26 protein-coding genes are annotated in these 23,937 nt (G+C 71.4%); 13 read left to right on the top strand and 13 right to left on the bottom strand.

Annotated elements, in window-relative coordinates; translation table 11 throughout:
- The first annotated feature begins 55 nt into the window (after positions 1-55).
- Positions 56-721 carry a winged helix-turn-helix transcriptional regulator gene (locus F0U47_RS11660; RefSeq protein ID WP_188111306.1) on the top strand — a complete coding sequence of 222 codons (666 nt, stop codon included), beginning with the start codon at positions 56-58 and terminating at the stop codon, positions 719-721.
- 368 nt (positions 722-1,089) lie between these two features.
- Here the strand turns inward: F0U47_RS11660 and F0U47_RS11655 are convergent, their stop codons facing one another.
- Genes F0U47_RS11655 through F0U47_RS11640 form a run of 4 tightly spaced genes read right to left on the bottom strand, consistent with a single transcriptional unit; the run spans position 1,090 to position 5,643 of the window.
- Entirely contained in the window at positions 1,090-1,983 is an 894-nt protein-coding gene (locus tag F0U47_RS11655; protein ID WP_149750654.1) for an oxygenase MpaB family protein, read from the bottom strand.
- Positions 1,980-3,398: a cytochrome P450 gene (locus F0U47_RS11650; protein ID WP_149750653.1), complete on the bottom strand. Its 1,419-nt coding sequence runs from the start codon at positions 3,396-3,398 to the stop codon at positions 1,980-1,982. Before F0U47_RS11650 ends, F0U47_RS11655 begins: the two co-directional genes overlap by 4 nt.
- Positions 3,395-4,237, bottom strand: a complete 843-nt coding sequence (locus tag F0U47_RS11645) for an SDR family oxidoreductase (protein WP_149750652.1) — start codon at positions 4,235-4,237, stop codon at positions 3,395-3,397. The genes F0U47_RS11650 and F0U47_RS11645 overlap by 4 nt, the downstream gene beginning before the upstream one ends.
- A 23-nt stretch (positions 4,238-4,260) precedes the next feature.
- Positions 4,261-5,643: an aldehyde dehydrogenase family protein gene (locus F0U47_RS11640; protein WP_149750651.1), complete on the bottom strand. Its 1,383-nt coding sequence runs from the start codon at positions 5,641-5,643 to the stop codon at positions 4,261-4,263.
- 76 nt (positions 5,644-5,719) lie between these two features.
- On the opposite strand from F0U47_RS11640, the gene F0U47_RS11635 reads away from it, so the two are divergent.
- The 7 genes from F0U47_RS11635 to rodA all read left to right on the top strand — a co-directional run bounded on the left by F0U47_RS11635 (position 5,720) and on the right by rodA (position 12,839).
- Positions 5,720-6,307 carry a TetR/AcrR family transcriptional regulator gene (locus tag F0U47_RS11635; RefSeq protein ID WP_188111305.1) on the top strand — a complete coding sequence of 196 codons (588 nt, stop codon included), beginning with the start codon at positions 5,720-5,722 and terminating at the stop codon, positions 6,305-6,307.
- Positions 6,308-6,316: 9 nt separating this feature from the next.
- Positions 6,317-6,724: a nucleoside-diphosphate kinase gene (gene ndk / locus F0U47_RS11630; protein WP_149750649.1), complete on the top strand. Its 408-nt coding sequence runs from the start codon at positions 6,317-6,319 to the stop codon at positions 6,722-6,724.
- 215 nt (positions 6,725-6,939) lie between these two features.
- Positions 6,940-7,971: a rod shape-determining protein gene (locus F0U47_RS11625; RefSeq protein ID WP_281290983.1), complete on the top strand. Its 1,032-nt coding sequence runs from the start codon at positions 6,940-6,942 to the stop codon at positions 7,969-7,971.
- Positions 7,971-8,924, top strand: a complete 954-nt coding sequence (mreC, locus tag F0U47_RS11620) for a rod shape-determining protein MreC (protein ID WP_246159579.1) — start codon at positions 7,971-7,973, stop codon at positions 8,922-8,924. The genes F0U47_RS11625 and mreC overlap by 1 nt, the downstream gene beginning before the upstream one ends.
- A complete protein-coding gene (gene mreD / locus F0U47_RS11615; protein ID WP_149750648.1) occupies positions 8,921-9,490 on the top strand; it encodes a rod shape-determining protein MreD in 570 nt (189 codons plus the stop codon). Before mreC ends, mreD begins: the two co-directional genes overlap by 4 nt.
- Entirely contained in the window at positions 9,490-11,619 is a 2,130-nt protein-coding gene (mrdA, locus tag F0U47_RS11610) for a penicillin-binding protein 2 (RefSeq protein WP_149750647.1), read from the top strand. Before mreD ends, mrdA begins: the two co-directional genes overlap by 1 nt.
- On the top strand, positions 11,619-12,839 hold the full coding sequence (gene rodA / locus F0U47_RS11605; RefSeq protein WP_149750646.1) for a rod shape-determining protein RodA: 1,221 nt from the start codon (positions 11,619-11,621) through the stop codon (positions 12,837-12,839). Before mrdA ends, rodA begins: the two co-directional genes overlap by 1 nt.
- Positions 12,840-12,856: 17 nt before the next feature.
- Here the strand turns inward: rodA and F0U47_RS11600 are convergent, their stop codons facing one another.
- The 4 genes from F0U47_RS11600 to ku form a co-directional block, all read right to left on the bottom strand.
- Positions 12,857-13,144, bottom strand: a complete 288-nt coding sequence (locus F0U47_RS11600; protein ID WP_188111304.1) for an MmyB family transcriptional regulator — start codon at positions 13,142-13,144, stop codon at positions 12,857-12,859.
- On the bottom strand, positions 13,141-13,371 hold the full coding sequence (locus F0U47_RS11595) for a hypothetical protein (RefSeq protein ID WP_149750645.1): 231 nt from the start codon (positions 13,369-13,371) through the stop codon (positions 13,141-13,143). Before F0U47_RS11595 ends, F0U47_RS11600 begins: the two co-directional genes overlap by 4 nt.
- Positions 13,372-13,489: 118 nt before the next feature.
- Positions 13,490-14,833, bottom strand: a complete 1,344-nt coding sequence (locus F0U47_RS11590) for an HNH endonuclease signature motif containing protein (RefSeq protein WP_149750644.1) — start codon at positions 14,831-14,833, stop codon at positions 13,490-13,492.
- Between the two features lie 448 nt (positions 14,834-15,281).
- Positions 15,282-16,178 (bottom strand): non-homologous end joining protein Ku, encoded by an 897-nt coding sequence (gene ku, locus F0U47_RS11585; protein ID WP_149750643.1) that lies wholly within the window; start codon positions 16,176-16,178, stop codon positions 15,282-15,284.
- A gap of 43 nt (positions 16,179-16,221) precedes the next feature.
- Here ku and lhgD point away from each other — a divergent pair, with 43 nt between their 5' ends.
- The 3 genes from lhgD to ligD (F0U47_RS11570) are packed head-to-tail and all read left to right on the top strand — an operon-like array spanning position 16,222 to position 19,319.
- Positions 16,222-17,451 carry an L-2-hydroxyglutarate dehydrogenase gene (gene lhgD, locus F0U47_RS11580; RefSeq protein WP_149750642.1) on the top strand — a complete coding sequence of 410 codons (1,230 nt, stop codon included), beginning with the start codon at positions 16,222-16,224 and terminating at the stop codon, positions 17,449-17,451.
- A 39-nt stretch (positions 17,452-17,490) separates the two neighbouring features.
- Complete coding sequence (gene ligD / locus F0U47_RS11575; RefSeq protein WP_149750641.1) at positions 17,491-18,423, top strand: non-homologous end-joining DNA ligase; 933 nt, start codon at positions 17,491-17,493, stop codon at positions 18,421-18,423.
- On the top strand, positions 18,420-19,319 hold the full coding sequence (gene ligD / locus F0U47_RS11570; RefSeq protein WP_149750640.1) for a non-homologous end-joining DNA ligase: 900 nt from the start codon (positions 18,420-18,422) through the stop codon (positions 19,317-19,319). The genes ligD (F0U47_RS11575) and ligD (F0U47_RS11570) overlap by 4 nt, the downstream gene beginning before the upstream one ends.
- Before the next feature lie 4 nt (positions 19,320-19,323).
- Here the strand turns inward: ligD (F0U47_RS11570) and F0U47_RS11565 are convergent, their stop codons facing one another.
- The 4 genes from F0U47_RS11565 to F0U47_RS11550 form a co-directional block, all read right to left on the bottom strand.
- On the bottom strand, positions 19,324-19,662 hold the full coding sequence (locus F0U47_RS11565) for a hypothetical protein (protein WP_149750639.1): 339 nt from the start codon (positions 19,660-19,662) through the stop codon (positions 19,324-19,326).
- Between the two features lie 42 nt (positions 19,663-19,704).
- Positions 19,705-20,514, bottom strand: coding sequence for a PP2C family protein-serine/threonine phosphatase (locus F0U47_RS11560; RefSeq protein ID WP_149750638.1), 810 nt, complete (start codon positions 20,512-20,514; stop codon positions 19,705-19,707).
- Between the two features lie 81 nt (positions 20,515-20,595).
- Positions 20,596-20,817: a DUF3107 domain-containing protein gene (locus F0U47_RS11555; RefSeq protein WP_149750637.1), complete on the bottom strand. Its 222-nt coding sequence runs from the start codon at positions 20,815-20,817 to the stop codon at positions 20,596-20,598.
- A gap of 50 nt (positions 20,818-20,867) precedes the next feature.
- Entirely contained in the window at positions 20,868-21,503 is a 636-nt protein-coding gene (locus F0U47_RS11550) for a TetR/AcrR family transcriptional regulator (protein WP_149750636.1), read from the bottom strand.
- Positions 21,504-21,689: 186 nt separating this feature from the next.
- Here F0U47_RS11550 and moeZ point away from each other — a divergent pair, with 186 nt between their 5' ends.
- Complete coding sequence (gene moeZ / locus F0U47_RS11545) at positions 21,690-22,928, top strand: adenylyltransferase/sulfurtransferase MoeZ (RefSeq protein WP_149750635.1); 1,239 nt, start codon at positions 21,690-21,692, stop codon at positions 22,926-22,928.
- Between the two features lie 175 nt (positions 22,929-23,103).
- A complete protein-coding gene (locus tag F0U47_RS11540; RefSeq protein WP_246159578.1) occupies positions 23,104-23,433 on the top strand; it encodes an MGMT family protein in 330 nt (109 codons plus the stop codon).
- Here F0U47_RS11540 and tpx read toward each other — a convergent pair.
- Positions 23,426-23,917: a thiol peroxidase gene (gene tpx / locus F0U47_RS11535; RefSeq protein WP_149750633.1), complete on the bottom strand. Its 492-nt coding sequence runs from the start codon at positions 23,915-23,917 to the stop codon at positions 23,426-23,428. The two genes, F0U47_RS11540 and tpx, sit on opposite strands and share 8 nt — an antisense overlap.
- Positions 23,918-23,937: the final 20 nt, after the last annotated feature.

Genomic DNA, 23,937 nt, shown 5'->3' with positions numbered 1-23,937 from the left:
GGCAATATCAGAATCTGAAATTGCCTCATGGCACGCTCGGCAGGACAGTGGAAGCGTGCGCGACTACGGACAGTTCTGCCCGATCGCCCGCAGCTCGGAGGTGCTGGCCGAGCGGTGGACGCCCATCATCGTGCGCAACCTGCTGAACGGCTGCCGCACCTTCAACGAGATCCGGCAAGGAGCGCCCGGCATCTCGACGGCGCTACTGGCCCAACGGCTCGAGGCCCTGGAACGCGCCGGCGTCCTCGTCCGCGTCGCGAAGCCCGGCCGGCGTGGTACGACGTACGAGCTGACCGAGATGGGGCAGGCGCTCAGGGCGGTGTGCGACGCACTCGGGCAGTGGGGCGCGCGCTGGCTCGAGATCGAGCCCCGCCACCTCGACCCGGCCTACGTCCTCTGGGCCACCCTCAAGCTCGTCGACCTCGACCGGATCCCCGAGGGAACCACGACCCTGCGGTTCCGGCTCCACGACCACCCCGCGGACGGCTACTGGATGCTGCTGCGAAGGCCGCTTCCCGAGCTCTGCAACCGCAGCTCCGGCTACGTCGAGGACCTCGTCTGCGAAACCGACGGCCAGACCCTCGTCGACCTGCACCTTCGACGGACGACCTACGCCGCGGCCCTCCGGACAGGTCGCCTGACCCTCCTCGGACCGCCTGGGCTGACCAGGAAGTTCCCCACCTGGTTCAAGACCAGCCCGTTCGCCGACTACCTGCCGTAGTGAGACCTTGGCTGCTCACCGGATGGGGCCGCGCGGGCGGGGTATCGCATGAGTAGCCGACCTGGTCTTCCATGGGGACGAGGCTCGGTCAGGCCCGCCGGTTGAGCACACAGCCCGGTGAGGCTGCTCGGGATTCGACCCCCGACCCGGGACACCGGGTCGGGGGTCGCCTCCCCCGGACGGGCGAGGCCCCCCGCCGAGAGCCAAGGGGCCTCATCCTCGGGAGCCGTCTACCGACCCTCCGAAGGAGCGCGACTGGCCGGGCTCTCGAGCGAGTCCGCCAGCTCACACCTGGGCGGAGCTCGACCAGAAAGGTGGGTCAGCGGCGGCGATCCAAGCCCACCGAACGGCAGGAGAGCCTTTCCGCCTCAGCGAGCAGGGAGCGCCCGAGCCGGGCCGTGGGACCGGTCCGCCTCCCGGCGCCAGGCCTGCCGGGCCTGGGGGAGCAGCCGCGCCGGGAGCGGCAACCGGCCGAACGTGTGCTGGATGCCGGCGCCGATCATGCGCAGCCGCCGCTCCTCGGCGGCGGTCCAGTCGAGGCCCATCCGGTCGCGCAGCTCCGGGGGGAGCGTGCCGCGGAGCACCCAGGCCATGGCGTCGAACTGCGTGTCGGACAGTGGGCGCCAGAGCACGTCGGGCAGGTACTTCGACGGTGACGGCCCGAAGATGCCCTTCTTGGTCCGGTTGAACGTCGACCGGGCGATCGCGTTGGGCACGAGCACCTTCGACACCATGTGGTCCCAGTAGTCGCGGAACTCGGCGTACGTCGTCGGCGTGCCGGTCGCGGAGACGCCGTAGAGGGAGTACCACTGGCGCGACTCCTGGAACAGCAGCTCCTTGGCGTCCTCGGACAGCGGCCTCCCGAAGAACTCCCGGAGCGCGATCTGCATCTCGAAGAACGTGGCGTGCGGCCAGTAGAAGACCTCCGGCGTGAGTGCGCTGTAGCGGCCCCCGTCGGGGAGGGTCCCGGTGAGGTGGCGGTGGTAGTCGCGGACCCGGGCCGCGGTCCCCGCGGCATCGGCGTCGTAGACGACCCCGAGGATCTGGGGGAGCGACCGGAGGATCCGCTTCATCGGACCCTGGAAGTACGTCGAGTCGTGGTCGCGGAGCGCCTGGTCGATCGCCGGGTGCATCGTCTGCAGCAGGCCGGCGCGCATGCCGACCAGCATCATCCGCTGGTCGCCGAACAGCCGCCACGTCAGGGACTCCGGGCCGAGCGGCTCGCCGGGCCGCACGACGTACACCGCGGAGACGGCGCTCACGACAGCGGCCGGAGGGTCACGGGGAAGTCGTCGGTCGGCACCACCAGGGACGTGTGGTCCCACTCGATCTCGTAGTCGGCGGGGACCTCGAGCTCGTAGCTGGTCAACATCGTGTGGAGGAGCGCCTTGACCTCGTTGGTGCCGAACGCCATGCCGATGCACTTGTGCGCGCCACCGCCGAACGGGACGTAACCGTAGCGGTGCGCCTTGTGCTCGTTGCGCGGCTCGGCGTGGCGGAGCGGGTCGAACGCGTTGACGTTGACCCAGTGGTCCCCGATCGTGTGGACCGCGCCCGGCGCGACCACCACGATCGTGCCCGCCGGCACGAAGCGGCCGCGGAGCTCGGTGTCCTCGGTGGCCCGCCGCACGAGCGCGGGGACGGGAGCGACCAGGCGCATGGCCTCCTTGAAGACCAGGTCCAGGGTGGTCAGGCTCTCGAGCTCGTCGATCGCCGGTGTCGCGGTCCCCAGCGCGAGCGACTCGGCGCGGGCCTTGTCCTGCCACTCCGGGAACTTCGCGAAGTAGTAGGCCATCGCGGTGGCGGTGATGGTGGAGGTGTCGTGCGCCGCCATCATCAGGAAGATCATGTGGCTGACGACGTCGTCGTCGGTGAACCTCATCCCGTCGTCGGTCTCGACGTGGCAGAGCGCGGCGAAGAGGTCGTCGTCGTCCGACGCCCGCTTGGCCGGGATCTGGGAGCGGAAGTAGGCGTCGAGCACCTTGCGGCCCTCCAGCCCCTTGTTCCACCGCGTCCTGAGCACGGGCACGGGAGTCCGGATCAGGCCGGTGCCGGCGCGGACCGCGTCGATGAACGCCTGGGTGAGCCCGTGGGCCTCGTCGTTCGGCTCGGTGCCCATGAAGATCTCGGTGGCCACGTCCAGCGACAGCGACTTCACCGCCGGGTACATCGGCATCGGCTCGTCGGTCGGCCAGGTCGGCACGACGCGGTTGATGATCCCCTGGATCCGGCCCTGGTAGGCCTCGAGCCGGGGGCGCGCGAAGGCCTCCTGCATGATCCGCCGGTGGAGCAGGTGCTCCTGGCCGTCGAGGAGCATGAGGCCGCGGGTGAAGAACGGCCCGATGAAGTACTCCCAGCCGGACTGGGAGTACACCTTCCCCTTGTTCTGCAGGACCTCCTGTACGGCGTCTGGCCCGATCGCCAGCGCGACCTTGGTGCCGAAGGCGCGGACCCAGAAGACGTCGCCGTACTTCTCGTGCATCTCGGGGGTGGAGTCCCAGCCCTCGCGGATCATCTCCAGGGTCTTGCCGAGGACGGGAAGACCGAGCTCGCCCATGATCGGCTGGAGGCCGCTGCCCGCGGGCGGCTCCGCCAGCGGCACCGGCGTCGTGCCCACCCGGTCCTGCACCGCGTCGAGGAGACGGTCGCCCGGGAAGTGGAGCAGGGAGGCCTTCATCGCTCGTCCTCCCGGCCGGTCGCCCGCGCCTCGTACGACGACCGCTCCGGCCGGTCGAGGGCGTCCATGAACACGTGGTCGGCCCCCATCCGCTTGCCGATCCACTGGCCGACGCCGAACGGGAGCATCCGGGTGACGTTGAGCAGCGGCCGGGCGGACCGGGGGACGTAGACCTCGAACCGGGGCTTCACCACGGCCGCGACGATCGCGTCGGCCACCGACTCGGGCGTGATCGCGCGGAAGGCCGGCATGTCCTCGACGCCGGCCGTCAGCTCGGTGCGCGTGATGCCGGGCATCACCACCGAGAAGTCGAGGCCCTTCGGGTGGAGCTCGGCGTACGCGCCCTCGGTGTACTGGACGACGGCCGCCTTCGAGGCGCAGTACGTCGCGCTGCCCGCGATGCCGGCCTTGCCCGCCGTCGACGCGACGTTGACGATGTGGCCGCGACCGCGCGGCAGCATCCGGCGCGCCGCCTCGCGGGTGCCGTGGATGACGGCGCGGGTGTTGATCGCGAAGATCCGGTCGATGGTCGCGTCGTCCTCGTCGAGCAGCGCCGACAGCGGCATCACGCCGGCATTGTTGATGTAGACGTCGATGGGGCCGAGGTTCGACTCGACGGTGTCGATGAAGTCGGTCACGCTGTCGGCCGACGTGACGTCGAGCGGGAGGGCGAGGGTGTCGCCCCCGATCCGCTCCGCGGTCGCCTTCGCGACGTCGAGGTCGATGTCGCCGATCGCGACGCGGGCGCCCTCCCGGGTGAGGGCCTCGGTCGTCGCGGCGCCGATGCCTCGGCCGGCGCCGGTGATCGCGACGACGCGGCCGGTGAGTCGCTTGGTCATGGGGGTGTCCTCCTGGGTGGCGGTCAGTAGACGAGGCGCGCGATGCGCTCTTTGACGGCGGTGTAGGGCGCCTTCGCGAGTGCCGGCTCGACGAAGAACGAGGGCCGGCGGAACACCGCCCGGCGGTGGCTGAACGTCTCGAACCCCCACTTGCCGTGGTAGGCCCCGTAGCCGCTCGCGCCGACGCCCCCGAAGGGGAGGCTGGGCGGGAAGACCTGCATCATCGTGTCGTTCACGCAGGCGCCGCCGGACGTGGTCTGCTCGAGGACCCGGTCGACGTTGTGCCGCGAGAAGACGTAGAGCGCCAGCGGATGCTCGCCCGCGTTGACGTGGGCGATCGGCTCGCTGATGTCGCCGAACCCGAGGACGGGGAGGACCGGCCCGAAGATCTCCTCGCCCATCAGGGCCGCGTCCGGCTTGACGCCGGTGAGGATCGTCGGTGCGACGTACCTGTCCGCGACGTCGACCGTGCCACCCGCGACGACCTCGTCGTAGCCACCGGCGTCGAGCAGCCCGCCGATCCGTGCGGCGTGCCGCTCGTTGACGATCCGGCCGAAGTCGGGGCTCTGGCGCGGGTCGTCGCCGTAGCGCGCGCGGACCTCGGTGGCGAGCCGGTCGACGAGCTCGTCGTGCACGTCGTGGTGGACCCACACGTGGTCGACGGCGATGCAGGTCTGCCCGGCGTTGGACCACTTCGCGAACGCGACCCGGCTGGCGGCCTGCTTGAGGTTGGCGTCGCGGTCGACGATCGCCGGGCTCTTGCCGCCGAGCTCCAGCGTGGTCGGGGTGAGGTGGCGCGCCGCCGCCTCGGCGACGATCCGGCCGACCGTCCCGTTGCCGGTGTAGAGGATGTGGTCGAAACGCTGCTCGAGCAGCGCGGTCGTGTCCTCGACGCCGCCCTCGACGAAGACGACGGCGGACGGGTCGAGGTACTCGCCGGCGAGCCGGGTGACCAGCGCCGAGGTGGCCGGCGCGAGCTCCGAGGGCTTGCAGACGACGGCGTTGCCGGCGGCGAGGGCGGCGGCGAGCGGCGTGGCCAGGAGGTAGACGGGGTAGTTCCACGGCGCGATGACGAGCACGACGCCCCGCGGCTCGTGGCGGATGCTCGCCCGGGCGGGCAGGAACGCCATCGGCATCCGCGCGGAGGAGTCCTTGGCCCAGCCGCCCAGGCGCTTGCGCAGGTGGTCGGCCTCGGCGGCGGAGGCGGCGATGTCGCCGGCCCACGCCTCGAACCGCGGCTTCCCGAGGTCCTCGGCCAGGGCGGCGAGGAGCGCCCCCTCGTTGTCTCTCAGCATCCGCGACAGCGAGCGGAGCTGGTCGCGACGCCAGTCCAGGTCGCGGGTCCGGCCGGACTCGAAGGTCGTGCGGAGCCTGCGGACGAGCTGCTCGGCGGACGTGAGCGCCATGGGGCCTCCACACTGCGGTGATAGAAAGTGCTTGGGAATCTATCACCGGAAGGCCGGCGCGGCTAGGGTCTGCGGCATGGACATCGACCCGGCGACCGTGCGGATCCTCGACGCCGCCTACGGGGTCCTCGCCGAGGGGGGCGTGCGTCGTACGACGATGAACCAGATCGCCGAGGCGGCCGGCCTCGGCGTCGCCACCGTCTACCGCCGGTTCCCGCGCAAGATGGAGCTCGTCCGGGCCCTGCTGCTGCGCGAGGCCGCCAAGGTGGTCGGCGTCGTGGACGCGGCGCTGGCGGAGGAGGCGACGGTCGAGGGCCAGGCGGCGGCGGGGTTCACGGCCTTCGCGCACGCCGTCGCCGACCGGCAGCTCCTGGTCCGGCTGCTCCGCGGCGACGGCGACGACGGCGAGGCCGTGCCGCCGGGCCAGCTGGCCGACCAGATCATGGTGATGGTCCGTGACTACATCGCCGGCTGGATCCGTGACCTGCAGGACGAGGGGCGCTACCTCGACGTGGATGCCGACCTCGTGGCCGAGATCCAGGCCCGGCTCGCGCTCAGCCTCGTGCTCGCGCCGGACGGCCGGATCCCGATGCACGACGACGAGGCCACCCGGGCCTTCGCGACGAAGTACCTCGTGCCGTTGCTCGGTGAGGAGCATCGGTAGAGTCCGCGCGTGACCCAACGCACCCTGGTCCTGATCAAGCCCGACGCCGTACGCCGCGGCCTGGTGGGCAACGTGCTCTCGCGGTTCGAGGCGAAGGGCCTCACCGTCGTCGCGATGGAGCAGCGCCACATCGATGCCGCCCAGGCCGACGCGCACTACCACGAGCACGTCCAGAAGGACTTCTACCCGCCGCTGCGCGACTTCGTGACCAGCGGCCCGCTCGTCGCACTCGTGCTCGAGGGCGACGAGGCGATCGAGGTCGTCCGGGCCATCAACGGCGCGACCGACGGTCGCAAGGCCGCTCCCGGCACCATCCGCGGCGACCTCTCGCTCTCCAATCGCGAGAACCTGGTCCACGGCTCCGACTCCCCCGAGTCCGCCGCGCGCGAGATCGCGCTCTGGTTCCCCCAGCTCTGACCTACCACAGACGTCACATCCGTCACACACGTATCGGCGTGCCTCCGTGGTGACAGGCTGAGCCTTACCTACCCTCGCAAGCGGAGGGTCCCGGATCGTGCGCCCGAGACCCACCCCGGCGCACCGCCTCCTCGGGGCGCACCGGCTTCCCCGTCGCGTACGGCCTGGGCCTGACCGACGGCGGTCGGACCCTCGGTGAGTCTGCGAGGCATGCGTTGAGGGCGAACAGCATCATCGGTCGCGACCTGGCCGTCGACCTCGGCACCGCCAACACCTTGGTCTACGTCCGGCGCCGCGGCGTCCTGCTCGACGAGCCGAGCGTGGTCGCGCTCAACGACTCGACCGGCGACGTCATCGCGGTCGGGCACGAGGCGAAGGCGATGATGGGCCGCACCCCCGACAACATCACCGCGCTGCGCCCGCTGCGCGACGGCGTGATCGCCGACTTCGAGGCGACCGAGCAGATGCTCCGCCACTTCATCGCGCGGGTCCACAAGCGCCGCTACTTCGCGAAGCCGCGAATGGTCATCTGCGTGCCGAGCGCCATCACCCCGGTCGAGCAGCGCGCGGTGAAGGAGGCCGGCTACCAGGCCGGCGCCCGGCGCGTGTACGTCGTCGAGGAGCCCGTGGCCGCCGCGATCGGCGCCGGCCTCCCCGTGCACGAGCCGACCGGCAACATGGTCGTCGACGTCGGCGGCGGTACGACGGAGGTCGCGGTGATCTCCCTCGGCGGGATCGTCACCAGCCTCAGCATCCGCACCGCCGGCGACGAGCTCGACGCCGCGATCGTCGCCTACATGAAGAAGGAGCACGGCCTCATGCTCGGCGAGCGCACCGCCGAGGAGGTCAAGCTGACCCTCGGGTCCGCGTTCCCCGCCCCGCGCGAGCCCGAGGGTGAGGTCCGCGGCCGCGACCTGGTCACCGGCCTGCCGCGGACGGTCACCGTCACGGCCGCCGACATCCGGCACGCCCTCGACGAGCCGCTGCACGCGATCGTGGACGCCGTACGCGTCACGCTCGACCAGACCCCGCCGGAGCTCGCCGGCGACATCATGGACCGCGGCATCGTGCTCACCGGTGGCGGTGCCCTGCTCCACGGCCTCGACGAGCGGATCCGCCACGAGACCGGGATGCCCGTCCACGTCGCCGAGGACCCGCTGGTCTCCGTCGCCCTGGGCGCCGGCCGGTGCGTGGAGGAGTTCGAGGCGCTCCAGCAGGTCCTGGTCACCAACCCGAGGCGATTCTGATGTCCCTCGACACCCGGCCACCGCGGCAGAGCCCGGTCCGGCAGGTCGCCACGGCCCGGGAGCGCCAGGAGCAGCGCGGCATGCCCTCGCGCTCGCTGCTGGTCGCGCTGGTCCTGGCGTGCGTCGCGCTGATGGTGGTCGACAGCACCAGCGGTGAGGAGTCGCCGGTCGCGCCGGTCCGCCGGGTCGCCGGCGAGGTGCTCGGCCCGGCCCAGGCGGGTGTCGCGACCGTCCTCGCACCGATCGTCGGGATCCCCGATGCCCTCCGCACCAACGCCGACCTCCGCGAGGCCCTGGCCGCGGCCGAGGCCGACAACAAGGACAAGGAGCTGGAGCTGCTCCGGGGTCCGTACGACGAGAACCGGCGCGACGAGCTCCTCGGTCTGTGCCGGATGACCGACCTCGGCTACGCGCTCGCGCCCGCTCGGGTCATCGGCTACGGCTCCGCGCAGTCGTTCTCGAGCACGGTCACGATTGACGCCGGCTCGGACGCCGGGCTGCGCCCCGACCTGACCGTCCTCAACGCCGACGGGCTGGTCGGCCGGATCCTCGAGGTCACCAGCCACACCGCCACCGTGCTGCTCATCGTCGATGCCGCGTCCAGCGTGGGCGGCCGGGTCGGCGACAACATGGAGAACGGCATGGTCGACGGCCGGGGCGGCCTCGCGGACGATGCTCCGCTCGACCTGCGGCTCCTCGACAACACCGTCGTGCCGGAGCGGGGACAGGCGGTCGTGACCTGGGGTAGCGAGGGGGGCGCGCCGTACGTCTCCGGCGTCCCGATCGGCGAGGTCTCGCGGGTCTACGAGGAGCTGCGCCTCGGCACCTACCGCGCCGTCCTCGAGCCGTACGTCGACTTCACCGCGCTCGACCTGGTCGGCGTCGTCGTCCCCTCGGGCGGCGAGCGCGTGATCGAGGCAGGCTGCACCGTCCAGGGCGGAGGGGTGTCATGAGAGGCACCCGGCGTCCGTTCACCGCGCTGCTCGCCGTCGTCATGGCGCTGCTGCTGCAGGTCACCGTCTTCCCGCACCTCGCCTGGGACGGCGTCGTGCCCGACCTGGTGCTGCTCTCCGTCGTCGGCGCGGCGCTGGTCACCGACCCCCGGTTCGCCACCCTGCTCGGGTTCGGCGCCGGCCTGCTGCTCGACGTGGCGCCCCCGGCCGACCACGCGGCGGGGCGGTGGGCGCTGGCGCTGATGGTCGTCGGGTACGTCGTCGGGCGGTTCGCGCACGACCACGACTCCGGGCAGTCCGGCGGGCGGCCGTCGTACCCGCTCATGCTGGCGGCCGGCGCGGGCGGCGCGTTCGTCGGCATCTCGGTGTTCGCCCTCTCCGGCCTGCTGCTGCGCGACCCCGCCGTCGACCTCGGCCAGCTGCTCGAGGTCGTCCTCGCCGCGGCCGTGTACGACGTCCTCGCCGCAGCCGTCGTCGTCCCGGCGACGGTGTGGCTCTTCACGCGCGAGCCGGGCGCCCGCCCGGCCCAGGTGACCCCGCGCACCCCACGGCGGACGCCTGTCTGATGGCCGCGACCTCCAGCAGCTCCTCGCACCGCAGCCGGCTACGGCTGATCGTGATCCAGGCCCTGGCGTTCTCGCTGCTCGCGACCCTCGCCGCCCGCCTCTACTACCTGCAGGTGGTGACGGGGGAGGAGTACCAGGGCAAGGCTGCCTCGCAGTCGGTGCGCGACGTGGTGGTCCAGCCCGAGCGCGGCCTGATCGTCGACGCGATGGGACGGCCACTGGTCACCAACCGGCTCACCTGGGTCGCGTCCGTCGACCGCACCCTGATCGGGCGGATGGAGCCGCGGACACGGCGTGCGCTCCTCGAGCGCGTCGGCCGGGTGCTCGACCTGGAGCCGCGCCAGATCGCCCGCAAGCTCGTGCTGTGCGGCACCGTGGGCGCGAAGGAGGGCGTGTGCTGGAACGGCTCGCCGTACCAGCCGGTCCCGGTCGCGCAGGACCTCGACGACGCCACCGCGCTGCGCATCAACGAGCAGCCGGAGGACTTCCCCGGCGTCGTGGTCGTGCAGCAGAGCGTGCGCGACTACCCGGAGCCCTACGGCATCAATGCCGCGCACCTGCTCGGCTACCTCAGCCCGATCACCAAGGAGGAGCTCGAGGCCGCCGAGCTGGGCGGCGACTCCTCGGTCAACGGCGCGTCCGTGGTCGGCCGGGCCGGCGTCGAGAAGGAGTACGACGCCTGGTTGCGCGGCCAGCCCGGCTTCCAGCAGGTGTTGGTCAACGCCAACGGCGAGGTCATCGGCGAGGAGGGCGACATCCAGGCCCAGCCCGGTGACACCCTCGTCACCTCGATCGACGCCAAGGTGCAGTCGGTCGTCGAGCGGCAGCTGCACGAGATGATCAGGATCGCGCGGTCCACCGTGGACACCGTGACCGGAAGGCCGTACGTCGCCGACGCCGGCGCCGCGGTCGTGATGGAGGTCGACACCGGCCGCATCGTGGCGATGGCCAGCCAGCCGACGTACGACCCCTCGGTGTGGGTCGGCGGCATCACCCAGAAGCAGCTGAAGCGGCTCTACTCCGAGGCCGCCGGCACGCCGCTGCTGGGGAGGGCGATGCAGGGCCAGTTCGCGCCGGGGTCGACCTGGAAGCCGTTCATGACGGCCGCTGCGCTGACCCACGGCTACAGCGCGGACACCCGGCTCAACTGCTCGTCGTCCTTCACCGTGGGCAACCGGGCCTGGAAGAACTACGAGTCCGGCGCCTACGGCTACATCTCGTTCGCCGACGCCCTCAAGGTCTCCTGCAACACCTTCTTCTACCGGGTCGGCTACGACTACTGGCAGCGGTTCGGCTCCGACGTCGCTGACGTCGACGCCAAGGACCCGCTGGTCGAGGAGGCGAAGACCTTCGGCTTCGGCAGGCCCACCGGCATCGACATCCCCGGCGAGGCGTCCGGCCGGATCGCCGACCGCAAGTGGAAGCTCGCCTACTACCGCTCCATGAAGGACTACTACTGCGGCATCGCCGACAAGCCGCAGGACGACAAGACCAGCGACTTCGTCTACAAGTTCGCCTACGAGTTCTGTGTCGAGGGCTACGCCTACCGCGCCGGTGACGCGGTGAACTTCGCGATCGGCCAGGGCGACACCATCGTCACCCCGCTCCAGCTCGCGCGGGGCTACGCGGCCATCGCCAACGGCGGCACGCTGTGGGAGCCGCGGGTCGGCAAGGCGATCGTCTCCCCGGACGGCGAGGTGATCCGCGAGATCGAGCCGTCGAAGGGCGGCGACGTCGACCTGCCGGACTCGGTCCTGACCTACATCGACGAGGCGCTCAAGACCGTCAGCCGCGAGGGCACCATGGCGTGGCGGCTCGGCGGCTTCCCGCTCGACCAGGTGCAGATCCGCTCGAAGACGGGGTCGGCCGAGGTCTACGGGAAGCAGTCGACGTCGTGGGTGGCGTCCTACACCGACGACTACGTGGTCGTGATGATGGTCAGCCAGGGCGGCACCGGCTCCGGCACCTCCGGACCCGGCATCCGCAAGATCTGGGAGGCGTTGTACGGCGTCCAGGGGGAGCGCGTGGTGCCGTCGAAGGCGGCGATCCCCGGCACCGTCCCGCCCGAGAAGCTGCCCGTGTTCGGCCGCGACGGATCGATCCTGCCGCCCGTCCGCGAGGAGGACTGATGGCCGCGACCCCCACCATCCGGACGTCCACCCGGTCCCGCCGCGTCGGCGGCTCCGGCTGGCTGGCCTGGCGCGACCTCGACCTGGCCCTCCTCGGCGCGGTCGTGCTGCTCGGCGCCCTGGGCTGCGTGCTGGTGTGGTCGGCGACGGTCAACCGTGACGACCTCACCGGCGGCGACCCGAAGGCGTTCCTCGCCAAGCAGATCGTCAACCTCGGGATCGGTCTCGGGCTGATGGTCGTCGTGGCCGCCACCGACCACCGCTGGGTCCGGATCCTCGCTCCGGTCGCCTACGGGCTGGCCGTCGTCGGGCTGGTCCTCGTCCTCGTCATGGGCACCACCATCAACGGCTCGCGCTCCTGGCTGATGCTCGGCGGGCTGTCGCTCCAGCCCTCGGAGCTGGCCAAGCTCGCTGTCGTGGTGGGGATGGCCCTGGTCGTGGCCGAGCGCAGTGAGGGCCGCTGGCGCGACCGGGTCGGCACTGTCGACGTACTCCTCATGCTGGCGGTCGCTGCGCTGCCCGCGGCGCTGATCCTCGCCCAGCCCGACCTCGGCACCATGCTCGTGCTCAGCGCCACCGTCTTCGGCGTGGTCGCCGCGTCCGGCGCCCACCGGCGCTGGCTGGCGGTGCTCGTCGGCTCCGGCGTGCTGGTGGCCGCGTTCGCCGTGGTCACCGGCTTCCTCGAGCAGTACCAGGTCGACCGGTTCCTCGCGTTCACCGACCCCGGTCGCGACCCGCGCGGTGCGGGCTACAACGTGGAGCAGGCGCGGATCGCGGTCGGCAACGGAGGTTTGTTCGGCCAGGGCCTCTTCGACGGATCGCAGACCGGCTCCGGCTTCGTGCCCGAGCAGCACACCGACTTCGTCTTCACCGTGGCCGGCGAGGAGCTCGGCCTGGTCGGCGCCGGCCTGTTGATCTGCCTGCTCGGTGTCGTCATCTGGCGCGCGCTGGTCATCGCCTCCCGCACCGACGACGTCTTCGGCCGGATCGCCGCCGCCGGCATCGCCTGCTGGTTCGGCTTCCAGGCGTTCCAGAACATCGGGATGTGCGTCGGCATCATGCCGGTCACCGGGGTTCCGCTGCCCTTCGTGTCGTACGGCGGCTCCTCGATGTTCGCCGGCATGCTCGCCATCGGCCTGCTGCAGAACATCCACCTGCGGACGCTCGCTGCGCCCGCGTCCCGGATGCAGCCGGCCAAGCGGGTCCTCGTCCGCGGCTGACCCGGCCGCGGTCGGGGTCAGCCCTGCTGACTGCGCGTCGCGGCCCAGCTGGCGAGGAGGGCGAGCTTCTCGGCGGTCTCCGAGCCTTCCTCGGCGGTATAGGTGGTGACCGAGAGGCCGGGCTCGCCGGGCAGCGCGAAGACGTCGTAGGTGACCTCGACCTCGCCGACCTCGGGGTGCCGGTAGCGCTTGGTTCCGGTGCGGTGCTCGTGGACGTCCTGGTCGGCCCAGTCCTTGCGGAACCGAGAGGCAACTGGGAGGTCCTGCCAGACCTCCCCAGCGCCGCGGGCACGGCGCTGTCTCACATGACGCGGGCGTTCGTCTCCCGGATGACCGTGCGGACCTCTTCGGCCACGGCGTTGGGGCTGCCCTCCTCCGGTGTGTACCGCGCCAGCACCTCGAGGAGCTCGTCGAACCGCTCGTCACCGGGATAGTCCTCCCGCGCAACGCCCGCCAGGTCTTTCGCCGCCTGGACCGACTCATCCCCGTCGAGGACTCGTTGTGCGGCCGCGAGGAATCGCTCGTAGCTCATGGCCATACCGTAGGGATTGCCCAGCCAGGTCGCACGTGCATCGGCACGGGTCGGCGGTCCGGGTCTGACCCTGCGCATGCCGGTGGCCCCGCCCTGTGGCGGGGTCGGGGCGTGGTGGCTACTGGTCGGGTGGGTCGGTGGCGTGGAGGTCGTGGGTGCCGGTGGGGTCGACCAGCCATTGTCCGGAGGGCCCGGTCCAGTGGTAGGTGCCGGGGGTGAGGCTCCGGTAGGTCATCCGGCCGGCGGTCTTCAACCGGTGGTGGCCGCGGCACAGGGGCGCCAGATTGCAGGGACAGGTAGACGCGCCCTCGCGGTGCGGCACAACATGGTCGAGATCGCAGGACTCCGCTGGCTTCGTGCAGTGGGGGAAGGCGCAGTGGTGGTCGCGGAGGGTGACCTGGCGGCGGATGCGGTCGGGGATCTCGTAGGAGTCGACGGGTTGGTGGCCGGCCAGGTCGAGGACCGGGCGGATGATCACGGTGGTGCCGGGGGTGCGGATCCAGGTCTTGATCTGCTCGGGGGCGATCGGGGTGCGGGTGTTGCCGATGCGGCCGACCGTCTGGTCGGCCGCTGAGACGTGGAGGACGAGCTCGACCTTGCGGCCCGGCACGGTGCGGGTGGTCTCCCCGGTGGCGGGGTCGGCGATGTCGAGGTCCAACGAGAGGTCGTGGCGGGCGAGCTCACCGGCCGCGATCGAGCGGCGGACGTCGAGGGTCTCCTCGCAGCCGAGCTGGCCGAGGACCTTGGCGCGGCGGCTAATGGCGTGTTCGAGGTCGAGGGCGTCGGCGGCATCGAGGACACCGCTCACGTGGGCGGTGCCGTGGTAGCCGGTCTGCTGAAGGTCGATGTCGAAGTGCCGGTGGTCCTGCGCCACGCGGCGCTTCTCCTCAGCAGCCGCGGGGTCGAACCGGACCAGGGCTTCCTCGACGAGCCGGTCGACCTGGGCCCACGTGATGCCGTGGGCGAAAGGGGCGAGGTGGCGGTCCACGAATCCGGCGGCGTCGAACGGCAGCGTGCGGGTGGCGTCGGCGACCCGCAGTGCCTTCCAGACCGGCGCCCGGCCCTCCAGGACCCGTGCCCAGGTCTTGGGGAGCCGGTAGGCCAGCTCGACCACCTGCCCGATGTAGGAGCGGCCGGAGTCCAAGGATCGGCCGAGGAGTGCGGTGAGCTCCATGACGGCGAAGTCCGAGACCAGCGGCGCACCGGGTCCGGCGACCGGCAGGCCGGTGTCCAGGCCGCGCTCGGTCAGGGTGGCGGCGTCACCGGACTCCTCGCTAACGACGTGCTCAGCAGCCCATTCCGCGATCTGCCGGACCTCGTTGATCTGGCAGTCCAACAGCATGGTCCGGTTAGCGCGGATCTCGGCGAGCAGCTCCTGCGACCGCGAGACCGGCGCGCCCTCAGCGGCCTCGTCCGCCGGCGCGGCGGTGAGGTCGAAGATCGGTGCGGTCCCGAGATCCATGCCACCTATTCAACCGTCGAGCACCGACATCACCATGCGCCCGGAACCCGCCTGTGGACAGGCCATTCGACGATCATGGCCGGTGGACGGCAGGTGGTCTTCAGGTGGTGGTTTCGAGGCTCGGCGCTGGCGCGCCTCGCACCTCAACCACCGGTTCGGACAAGTGGCAGTCGCCGTGGTTTCGAGGCTCGGCGCTGGCGCCTCGCACCTCAACCACCGGTTCGACTCCGTTTCCGTGACCACGCGAGCACCTCAGGCCTCCGCAGCCCGGGCAGGTGCGCGACCGAGTGCCGCAACCACCGACGCCGCGCAACCACCGTTCTTCAAAAATCCAGAACCGTCACCCGACCGCGGCGGTCGCGCCTGCCGGACACCGACCCCGTCGTCGACGCCCGGTGGTTTCGAGGCTCGGCGCTGGCGCGCCTCGCGGCTCAACCACCGGGGTGGGTCAGCTGGCCTTCTTGGCGGCAGGCTTCTTCTTGGCGGCGGTCTTCTTCGCCGGCGCCTTCTTCGCAGCCTTCTTGGCGGGCGCCTTCTTCTTCGGCGGCTCCTCCCCGGCGGCGGGCTCCTCGCCCCGGGACGTCTTGGCGGCCTCGACCGAGCGCTGCAGCGCGGCGAGCAGGTCGACGACCTCGCCCCCGGTCTTCGTCGAGGTGGGGGTACGACGGATCTCGCCGCCCTCGATCTTCGCCTTGACCACGGCCTCCACCGCGGCGGCGTAGTCGTCCTCGAACTCCTCCGGCTCGAAGTCGCCGGCGAGGGTGTCGACGAGCATCCGGGCCATCTTGACCTCGGCGTCCTTGACCTCGCCGGTCTCGATCTTGAAGTCGGGCGTCCGGATCTCGTCGGGCCACATCATCGTCTGCATCACGATCACGTCGCCGCGCACGCGCAGCACGGCGGTGGTCGTGCGCTGCCGGAGCGCGACGGTCACGACCGCCATCCGGTCGGCCTCGAGCAGCGCCTGGCGCAGCAGGGCGTAGGGCTTGGCGCCGGTCGACTCGGGCTCGAGGTAGTAGGACTTCTCGAAGAGCATCGGGTCGATCTGCTCGGTCGGGACGAACTTCTCGACCGCGATCTCGCGCGACGACGTCGACGGCAGCTCGGCCAGGTCGTCGTCGGTGAGCACGACCATCTCGCCGTCCTCGGTCTCGTAGCCCTTCGCGATGTCGGCGTACGGCACCTCTTCGCCGTCGATCGAGCAGATGCGTTGGTACTTGATCCGCCCGCCGTCCTTCGCGTGGACCTGCCGGAAGGACACGTCGTGGCTCTCGGTGGCGGAGTAGAGCTTCACGGGGACGCTCACGAGGCCGAACGAGACGGCGCCCTTCCAGATCGCACGCATGGACCCAGGGTACGGCCCGGCACCGACCTGGGACCATGGTCGCGTGCCGGAGCAGACCGTGGGCGTCGTCGGGGGCGGGATCATCGGGCTCGCCGTCGCTCGTGAGATCACCCGCCAGCGGCCGGGCACCCGGGTGGTCGTCTTCGAGAAGGAGGACCATCTCGCGGCGCACCAGACCGGCCACAACTCCGGGGTCGTGCACGCGGGCATCTACTACCGGCCGGGCAGCCTCAAGGCCGAGCTCTGCGCGCGCGGACGCACGCTGATCCGCGACTACTGCCTCGAGCACGACCTGCCCTACGACGAGTGCGGGAAGCTCGTCGTCGCCGTCGACCCCTCGGAGATGGGTCGGTTCGACGCGCTGGAGCAGACCGCGCGCACGAACGGTGTGCCCGGCCTGCGCCGGATCGGGCCGGACGAGATCGGGGAGATCGAGCCGCACGCGACCGGCTTGGCCGCGCTGCACTCGCCCCACACCGCGATCACCGACTACCGGGTGATCGCGCGGCACCTCGCGGGCGAGGTCGCGAAGGCCGGCGGCGTCGTACACCTCTCCACGGCGGTCACCGGCGCCTCCCGTGATCGCGGACGGATCGTCGTCGCCACCGCGGAGCGGCCGCACCCGGTCGACCACCTGGTGCTGTGCGCAGGCCTCCAGGCCGACCGGCTCGGCCGGGTGGTGGACGGGCAGCGGGAGCCACGGATCGTGCCGTTCCGCGGGGAGTACCTCACGGTCCCCGGGCCGAAGCGCGACCTCGTGCGCGGCATGGTCTACCCGGTCCCGGACCCGCGCTACCCGTTCCTCGGCGTCCACTTCACCCGGCGCGTGGACACTTCGACAGGCTCAGTACAACGCGGCAGCCTCGAGATCGGGCCGAACGCGGTGCTCGCCCTCCACCGGGAGGGGTACGCCGTCCGCCCCGGCCTCCGCATCGCCGACGCCGCGGGGACGCTGGGGCATCCCGGCTTCTGGCGGATGGCGCGCACGCACTGGCGCACCGGGGCGCGGGAGGTGCGCGGCTCGGTGTCGAAGCGCGCCTACCTGCGGGCGGCGCAGCGCTACGTGCCCGGCATCGGTCCCGAGGACGTGGTGCGCGCCGGCGCGGGCGTGCGGGCGCAGGCGATCGCACGGGACGGCTCGCTCCTCGACGACTTCGCGATCGTCAGCGGCAACGGCGTGACGAGCGTGCGCAACGCGCCGTCACCGGCCGCGACGTCGAGCCTCGCCATCGCGGCGTACGTCGTGGACCGCATGGGTTTCGAGGCTCGCTAGCGCTCGCACCTCAACCACCGCCCACGTCATGATTGGCCGGTGCCGATACTTCTGCCGATGCTCGCCACCGCCGGCGCGCACGTGCCGAGCGGCGACGACTGGTGCCACGAGGTGAAGTGGGACGGCGTCCGCGCCCTCGCGACCGTCGGTTCCTCCACGGTGCGGCTGACCAGTCGCAACGGCAACGACATCACGGGCGCCTGGCCTGAGCTGGCCACGCCGCCCGACCACCCCGACCTGGTCGTCGACGGCGAGATCATCGCCCTCAACGAGCGCGGCCTGCCGGACTTCCGGGTGCTCGCCGAGCGGATCCACGTCCGCAAGACCGCGACCGTCGCCCGGCTCGCCGAGCGGACCCCTGCCACGTTCATGGTCTTCGACCTGCTCCGCCACGACGGCGACGACCTCACCCGGCTCCCGCTCGACGAGCGCCGCGCCCGGCTGGAGGCGCTCGACCTGGGCGGCTCCGGCTGGCAGGTGCCGAGCACGTACGACGACGGCAGCATGCTGTTCGACGCCACCCGGGGGCAGGGGCTCGAGGGCATCGTCAGCAAGCGGCGCGACTCGCGCTACCGGCCGGGGGAGCGCACCCAGCACTGGCTGAAGTTCGCGCACCGCCACCGGGCGTCGTACGTCGTGGGCGGGTGGCGGCCGCAGACCGGCGGCACCCACCTGGCCTCCCTGCTGGTCGGCGAGCCCACCCCGCAGGGCCTGCTCTACCGTGGGCGGGTGGGCAGCGGGATCGGGCCCAAGCAGTCCCGGGTCCTGGCCGAGGTGGTGGCACCGCTGGGCCGCGCCACCAGCCCGTTCGCCGACGAGGTGCCGCGCGTCGACGCGCAGGGGACGGTCTGGCTGGAGCCGGTGCTGGTCGTGGACGTCGACACCCATGGCGCCGGCTACGACCGGCTCCGGCAGCCGTCGTACCAAGGGCTGCGGAGCGATCTGACACCCGAAGACCTGGGGGCACCGTGAGCGAGGTCCACGTCGACGTCGAGGGACGCACCCTCAAGCTGAGCAACCTGGAGAAGGTGCTCTACCCGGCGACCGGCACCACGAAGGGCGAGGTGCTCGACTACTACGCCCGGATCGCGCCGGTGCTGCTGCCGCACCTCGCCGGCCGGCCGGTCACCCGGATCCGGTGGCCGCACGGCGTGCAGACGATGAGCTTCTTCGAGAAGAACGCACCTGCCGGCACGCCCTCCTGGGTGCGCACGGCCGAGGTGCCGACCACCGGCTCGCGCGGCCCGAGCCGCCACGGCGACACCCTGGTGTTCCCGATCGTCGAGGACCTCGCCACGCTGATGTGGATGGTCAACCTGGCGGCACTCGAGCTGCACGTGCACCAGTGGACCGTCGACGACTCCGGCGAGCCGCTCGGTGCCGACCGGCTCGTCGTCGACCTCGACCCGGGGGAGCCGGCCGGGCTCCACGAGTGCTGCCAGGTGGCGCTCCACGCGCGGAAGGCGCTCTCGGCCCGCGGGCTCGACGCCCGGCCGGTGACGAGCGGGAGCAAGGGGCTCCACCTCTACGCCGACCTGTCGTCGTACCTCCCGTCCGACGAGGTGAGCGGCGTGGCGAAGGAGGTCGCCGAGGAGCTCGCCTCGACCCACCCGGCGCTGATCACCGCGACCATGACGAAGGCACGCCGGCGCGGCAAGGTCTTCATCGACTGGTCCCAGAACGCCGGCTCGAAGACCACCATCTCGCCGTACTCCCTCCGCGGCCGCGACCGTCCCACCGTGGCGACGCCGCTGACCTGGGAGGAGGTCGAGGCCGGCGCCGAGGACGAGCTCGGGCTCGAGCAGTTCTCGATGGGCGAGGTGCTCCAGCGCGTGGAGGACCACGGCGACCTGTTCGCCGCCGAGTGACCGGTCAGGTCAGCTGCCGGCGCATCCCGTAGACGTCGAACTCGTTGACGGCGCCGGAGTCGGCCTCGCTGAGGGAGCCGCCGTCGACCTCGTCGAGGGTGGCGTCGATGAGCAGCTGGAACTCGGGGGAGGGGGCGGTCACCCGGATCGGCGTGGTGTCGATCCGCCACCCCTCGCGGCCGAACTCGTTGAGCACGCCGATGAGCGTGGTGTTCTTCTCGGCGACGATGCCCTCGAACCCGTCGGCGGCCTCGAGCAGGAAGACCGGGCGTGCGACGGAGAGCGTGGTGTTGTCGTAGAGCGGCACCCAGAGGCGTGCGTACTCGTACGACGATGTGGTCATGCCTCCAGTCTAGGACCGGCAGGGGACAGTCGCGACATACTTTCAGGCCGACCGCAGCCGGCGGACGGCTGTCGGGTCGACCACGTTGGCCAGGTCGGCCCCGGCGCCGAGCACTGAGCCGGTGCCGACGACCGCGGGCTCGTCGACGACGTCGGCGACGATCGCGGTGACGTTGTCGTGGGAGCCGCCGTCGAGCGCAGCCTGGACGAGGTTGCGCGTCGCGAGCCGGAGCGAGGGCACGGAGAGCACCGCTGCGATGGCGGCCTCGGACAGGACGTCGCTGAGGCCGTCGCTGCACAGCAGCAGCCGGTCGCCGGGGCGCAGGTCGAGCCACAGCAGGTCGGGGGTCGGTGTGCTGGTCGCGTCGATGGCCTGGAGCACGACGTTGCGGAGCTGAGAGGCAGCGGCCTCGGCCGGCGTCAGCCGGCCGGCGTCGACCATCGCCTGCACCAGCGTGTGGTCGTGGGTGAGCTGGGTGAACCCGCCGTCCCGCAGGAGGTACGCGCGCGAGTCGCCGACGTGGGCGAGCGCGGTCTGCACGCCGTTGGTGAGGATGGCGGTCAGCGTGGTCGCCATCCCGATCCGCCGGGTGTCGGCGTCGACCCCGAGGGCGAGCTGCTGGTGCGCCTCCTCGGCTGCGGCCGCGAGCAGCCGCAGCGGGTCGTGGCCGGGACTCGCGAGCGCGCGGGCGCTGACGACGTACGACGTCGTGGCGGACGCCACCTCACCGGCAGCAGCACCACCCACGCCGTCGGCGACGCACAGCAGGTAGGGACCGGCGAAGCCGGCGTCCTCGTTGTTGTCGCGGTGGCGACCCGTGTCGCTCTCGGCGTCGAAGCGGAACTGCAGCATGTCCCTCACCTTCCCCGGGCAACACTGCCCGCGCTTCCTGAGGAACGGCTGGGAGCGGCCGATGAGTTCCCTACGAGCCGATCAGCTGCGGAAGCCCACCTGGCCGGCGACGCTGCGCCCGATGTGGACGTAGGCGAGCTTGTCGGCGGGCACGACGGTGCGCTGGCCCTTGTGGTCGGTGAGGACGAGCACACCGCCGGAGCCGATCGCCTCGGTCACGAGCTTCTCGATCGCGTCGGTGGACTCGTCGGTCTCGACGGTCAGCTCCCGGGAGGCGTTCTGCACGCCGATCTTGACCTCCACGGCCCTCTCCTTCTGTCGTCCGGGCGTCCAGGACGCCATCGCTCTCGAGACTAGTCGGTCAGCGGATAGCCCCGGATGCCGCGCCATGCCAGGCCCGACACGAGGGCGACCGCCTGCTCCCGCTCGAGCCCGCCGGAGTCGGTCAGCCAGAAGCGGGCGCTCACCTGGGCCATGCCGACCAGGGAGACGGCCAGCAGCCGCGACGCGGACGTCGGCAGGTTGGTGTCCTCGCGGATCACCTCGGTGATCATGTCGGCGCACTCGGTGGTGACCCGGTCCACGTGGTCGCGGACGGCAGGCTCGCTGGTGAGGTCGGACTCGAAGACCAGTCGGAACGCCCCGGCGTCGTGTGCGACGTAGCCGAAGAACGCCTCCATCGTCGCGGCGACGCGCTGCTTGTTGTCGGTGGTGGACTCCAGCGCCGCCCGGCAGTTGGCGATGATCGTGTCGCACGCCTCGTCGAGCAGCGCGAGGTAGAGCTCGAGCTTGCCGGGGAAGTGCTGGTAGAGCACCGGTTTCGAGACGCCCGCGCGCTCGGCGATGTCGTCCATCGCGGCGGCGTGGTAGCCCTGGGCGACGAAGACCTCGAGCGCGGAGGAGAGGAGCTGGGCGCGGCGCTCACGGCGCGGCAACCGGACCCCGCGGGGGCGGCGGGGGTCCTCGACGTCGTACGACCTGCTGACCACGCGCCGAGCCTACTCCCGAGTAGGACGGCGTCGGGGAGGGGCCGGGTCCGGATGACGGGACGTGTCGGGGTCGGTCGGGGCGGGGGAGGGACCATGGAAGGCCGGGAACACGAGCACCGACATCGATGTTGTTCCCTGACGGCCGCCGACCGCGGCCACCCCGAGAATCCCACGAGGAGCACCACCGTGAGCTATCCGCCGCTGGTCGAGCCGGCCGCCGAGCTGACCATCGACGAGGTCCGTCGCTACAGCCGCCACCTGATCATCCCCGACGTGGGCATGGCCGGGCAGAAGCGGCTCAAGAACGCCAAGGTGCTGGTGATCGGGGCCGGGGGCCTTGGCAGCCCGGCGCTGATGTACCTCGCCGCGGCGGGCGTCGGCACGCTCGGCATCGTCGAGTTCGACGAGGTCGACGAGTCCAACCTGCAGCGCCAGATCATCCACGGCCAGTCCGACATCGGCCGCCCGAAGGCGGACTCGGCCAAGGACTCCGTCGCGGAGATCAACCCCTACGTCAACGTGATCGTCCACCCCGAGCGGCTCGACAACGACAACGTGTTCGAGATCTTCAAGGGCTACGACCTCATCGTCGACGGCACCGACAACTTCGCGACGCGCTACCTGGTCAACGACGCGGCGTACTTCCTCGGGATCCCCTACGTCTGGGGCTCGATCTACCGCTTCGACGGCCAAGCATCGGTCTTCGCCCCGCGGCTCCGCCGCAAGGAGGACGCCGGTTTTGATTCGGTCGCTGACGCTCCCTGCTACCGCTGCCTCTACCCCGAGCCCCCGCCGCCCGGCATGGTGCCGAGCTGCGCCGAGGGCGGCGTGCTCGGCGTGCTGTGCGCCAGCATCGGCTCGATCCAGGTCAACGAGGCGATCAAGATGCTGACCGGCGTCGGCGATCCGCTCGTCGGCAAGCTGATGATCTACGACGCCCTCGAGATGGAGTACCGCAAGCTGAAGGTCCGCAAGGACCCCAGCTGCGCGCTCTGCGGCGAGAACCCGACCGTCACCGAGCTCATCGACTACGACTACTTCTGCGGCGCGATCTCGGAGGAGGCCGCGGACGCGGCCGCCGACTCGACGATCACCGTCGGTCAGCTCGAGCACATGCTCAAGGAGCGCGAGGAGGGCACCCGCGACTTCGTGCTCGTCGACGTGCGCGAGCCGGTCGAGTACGAGATCAACAAGATCCCCGGCTCGGTGCTGATCCCCAAGGCCGAGTTCCTGAACGGGTCCGCCCTGGAGAAGCTCCCGCTGGTCGACTCGGGCAAGCAGATCGTGATGCACTGCAAGACCGGCGTGCGCTCGGCGGAGACGCTCGCGATCGTCAAGGGCGCCGGGTACTCCGACGCCGTCCACGTGGGTGGCGGGGTCGTGGCCTGGGTCAACCAGATCGACCCCAGCCAGCCGGCGTACTGATCCTCCGCGGTCGTAACCCGCGTCCCGTCTCGGTCGTTGATCCGGGCAGCAAGGGCCCGGGTCACCTCCGGGCCGAGCCATGGTTCTTTGGAGCGTTTCACCGCACCGAGGGAGCACCTGAGGGCCCCGTCGCCAGCGACGGGGTCCTCGGCGTTTCCTGGTGCAGGATGACCGGGTGGATCCCGCCAAGGAGGAGTACGTCGAGCGGGTGCTGTCGTGCGTCGAGCAGATCCCGCCCGGCCGCGTCACGACGTACGGCGCCATCGCCGCCGTCGTCGGCGGTGGCCCGCGCCAGGTCGGGTCGGTGATGGCGCACCACGGCGGCCCGGTGCCGTGGTGGCGCGTGGTGCGGGCCGACGGCTCGCTGCCGCCGAGCCACGACGGCGAGGCCCGGGAGCGCTACGCGGCGGAGGGCACCCCGTGCAGCAGCACGGGCCGGGTCCAGATGCGCGAAGCGTTCTGGGACCCGGCCCGGCCGGAGGATGAGGTGGAGCGGATCAGCTGAGGGCTGCGACGGCCGCGTCGTAGTCGGCCTCGGTGGCGATCTCGGGGACCAGCTGGGTGTGGACGACATTGCCGTCCTCGTCGATGACGACGATCGAGCGGGCCAGCAGGCCGGCCCACTTGCCGTCGACCAGCGTCACGCCGTAGTCGTCGCCGAAGCTCGACCGGAAGCCCGACGCGGTCGTCACGTTGTCGATCCCCTCGGCGCCGCAGAACGCGTCGAGCGCGAACGGCAGGTCGTTCGAGACGCAGATGACGGTGGTGTTGTCCAGGCCGGCCGCGAGCTCGTTGAACTTCCGGACACTGCCCGAGCAGATGCCGGTCGCGATGCTCGGGAAGATGTTGAGGACGGTCCGGGTGCCGCCGGGCAGCTTCACGGCGCTGAAGTCGTTGCCGACCAGCTCGAACGAAGGGGCGGGGGAGCCGACCGCCGGCAGCTCGCCGACGGTGGTGATGGGGTTGCCCCCGAGTGCAGTGGTAGCCATGCGCCCATTCCTAGCAGGTC

Source organism: Nocardioides antri (genome assembly GCF_008373765.1).
Lineage (GTDB): Bacteria > Actinomycetota > Actinomycetes > Propionibacteriales > Nocardioidaceae > Nocardioides > Nocardioides antri.
Note: the sequence above shows the minus strand (reverse complement) of the source record. Positions and strands in the feature narration are given on the sequence as shown.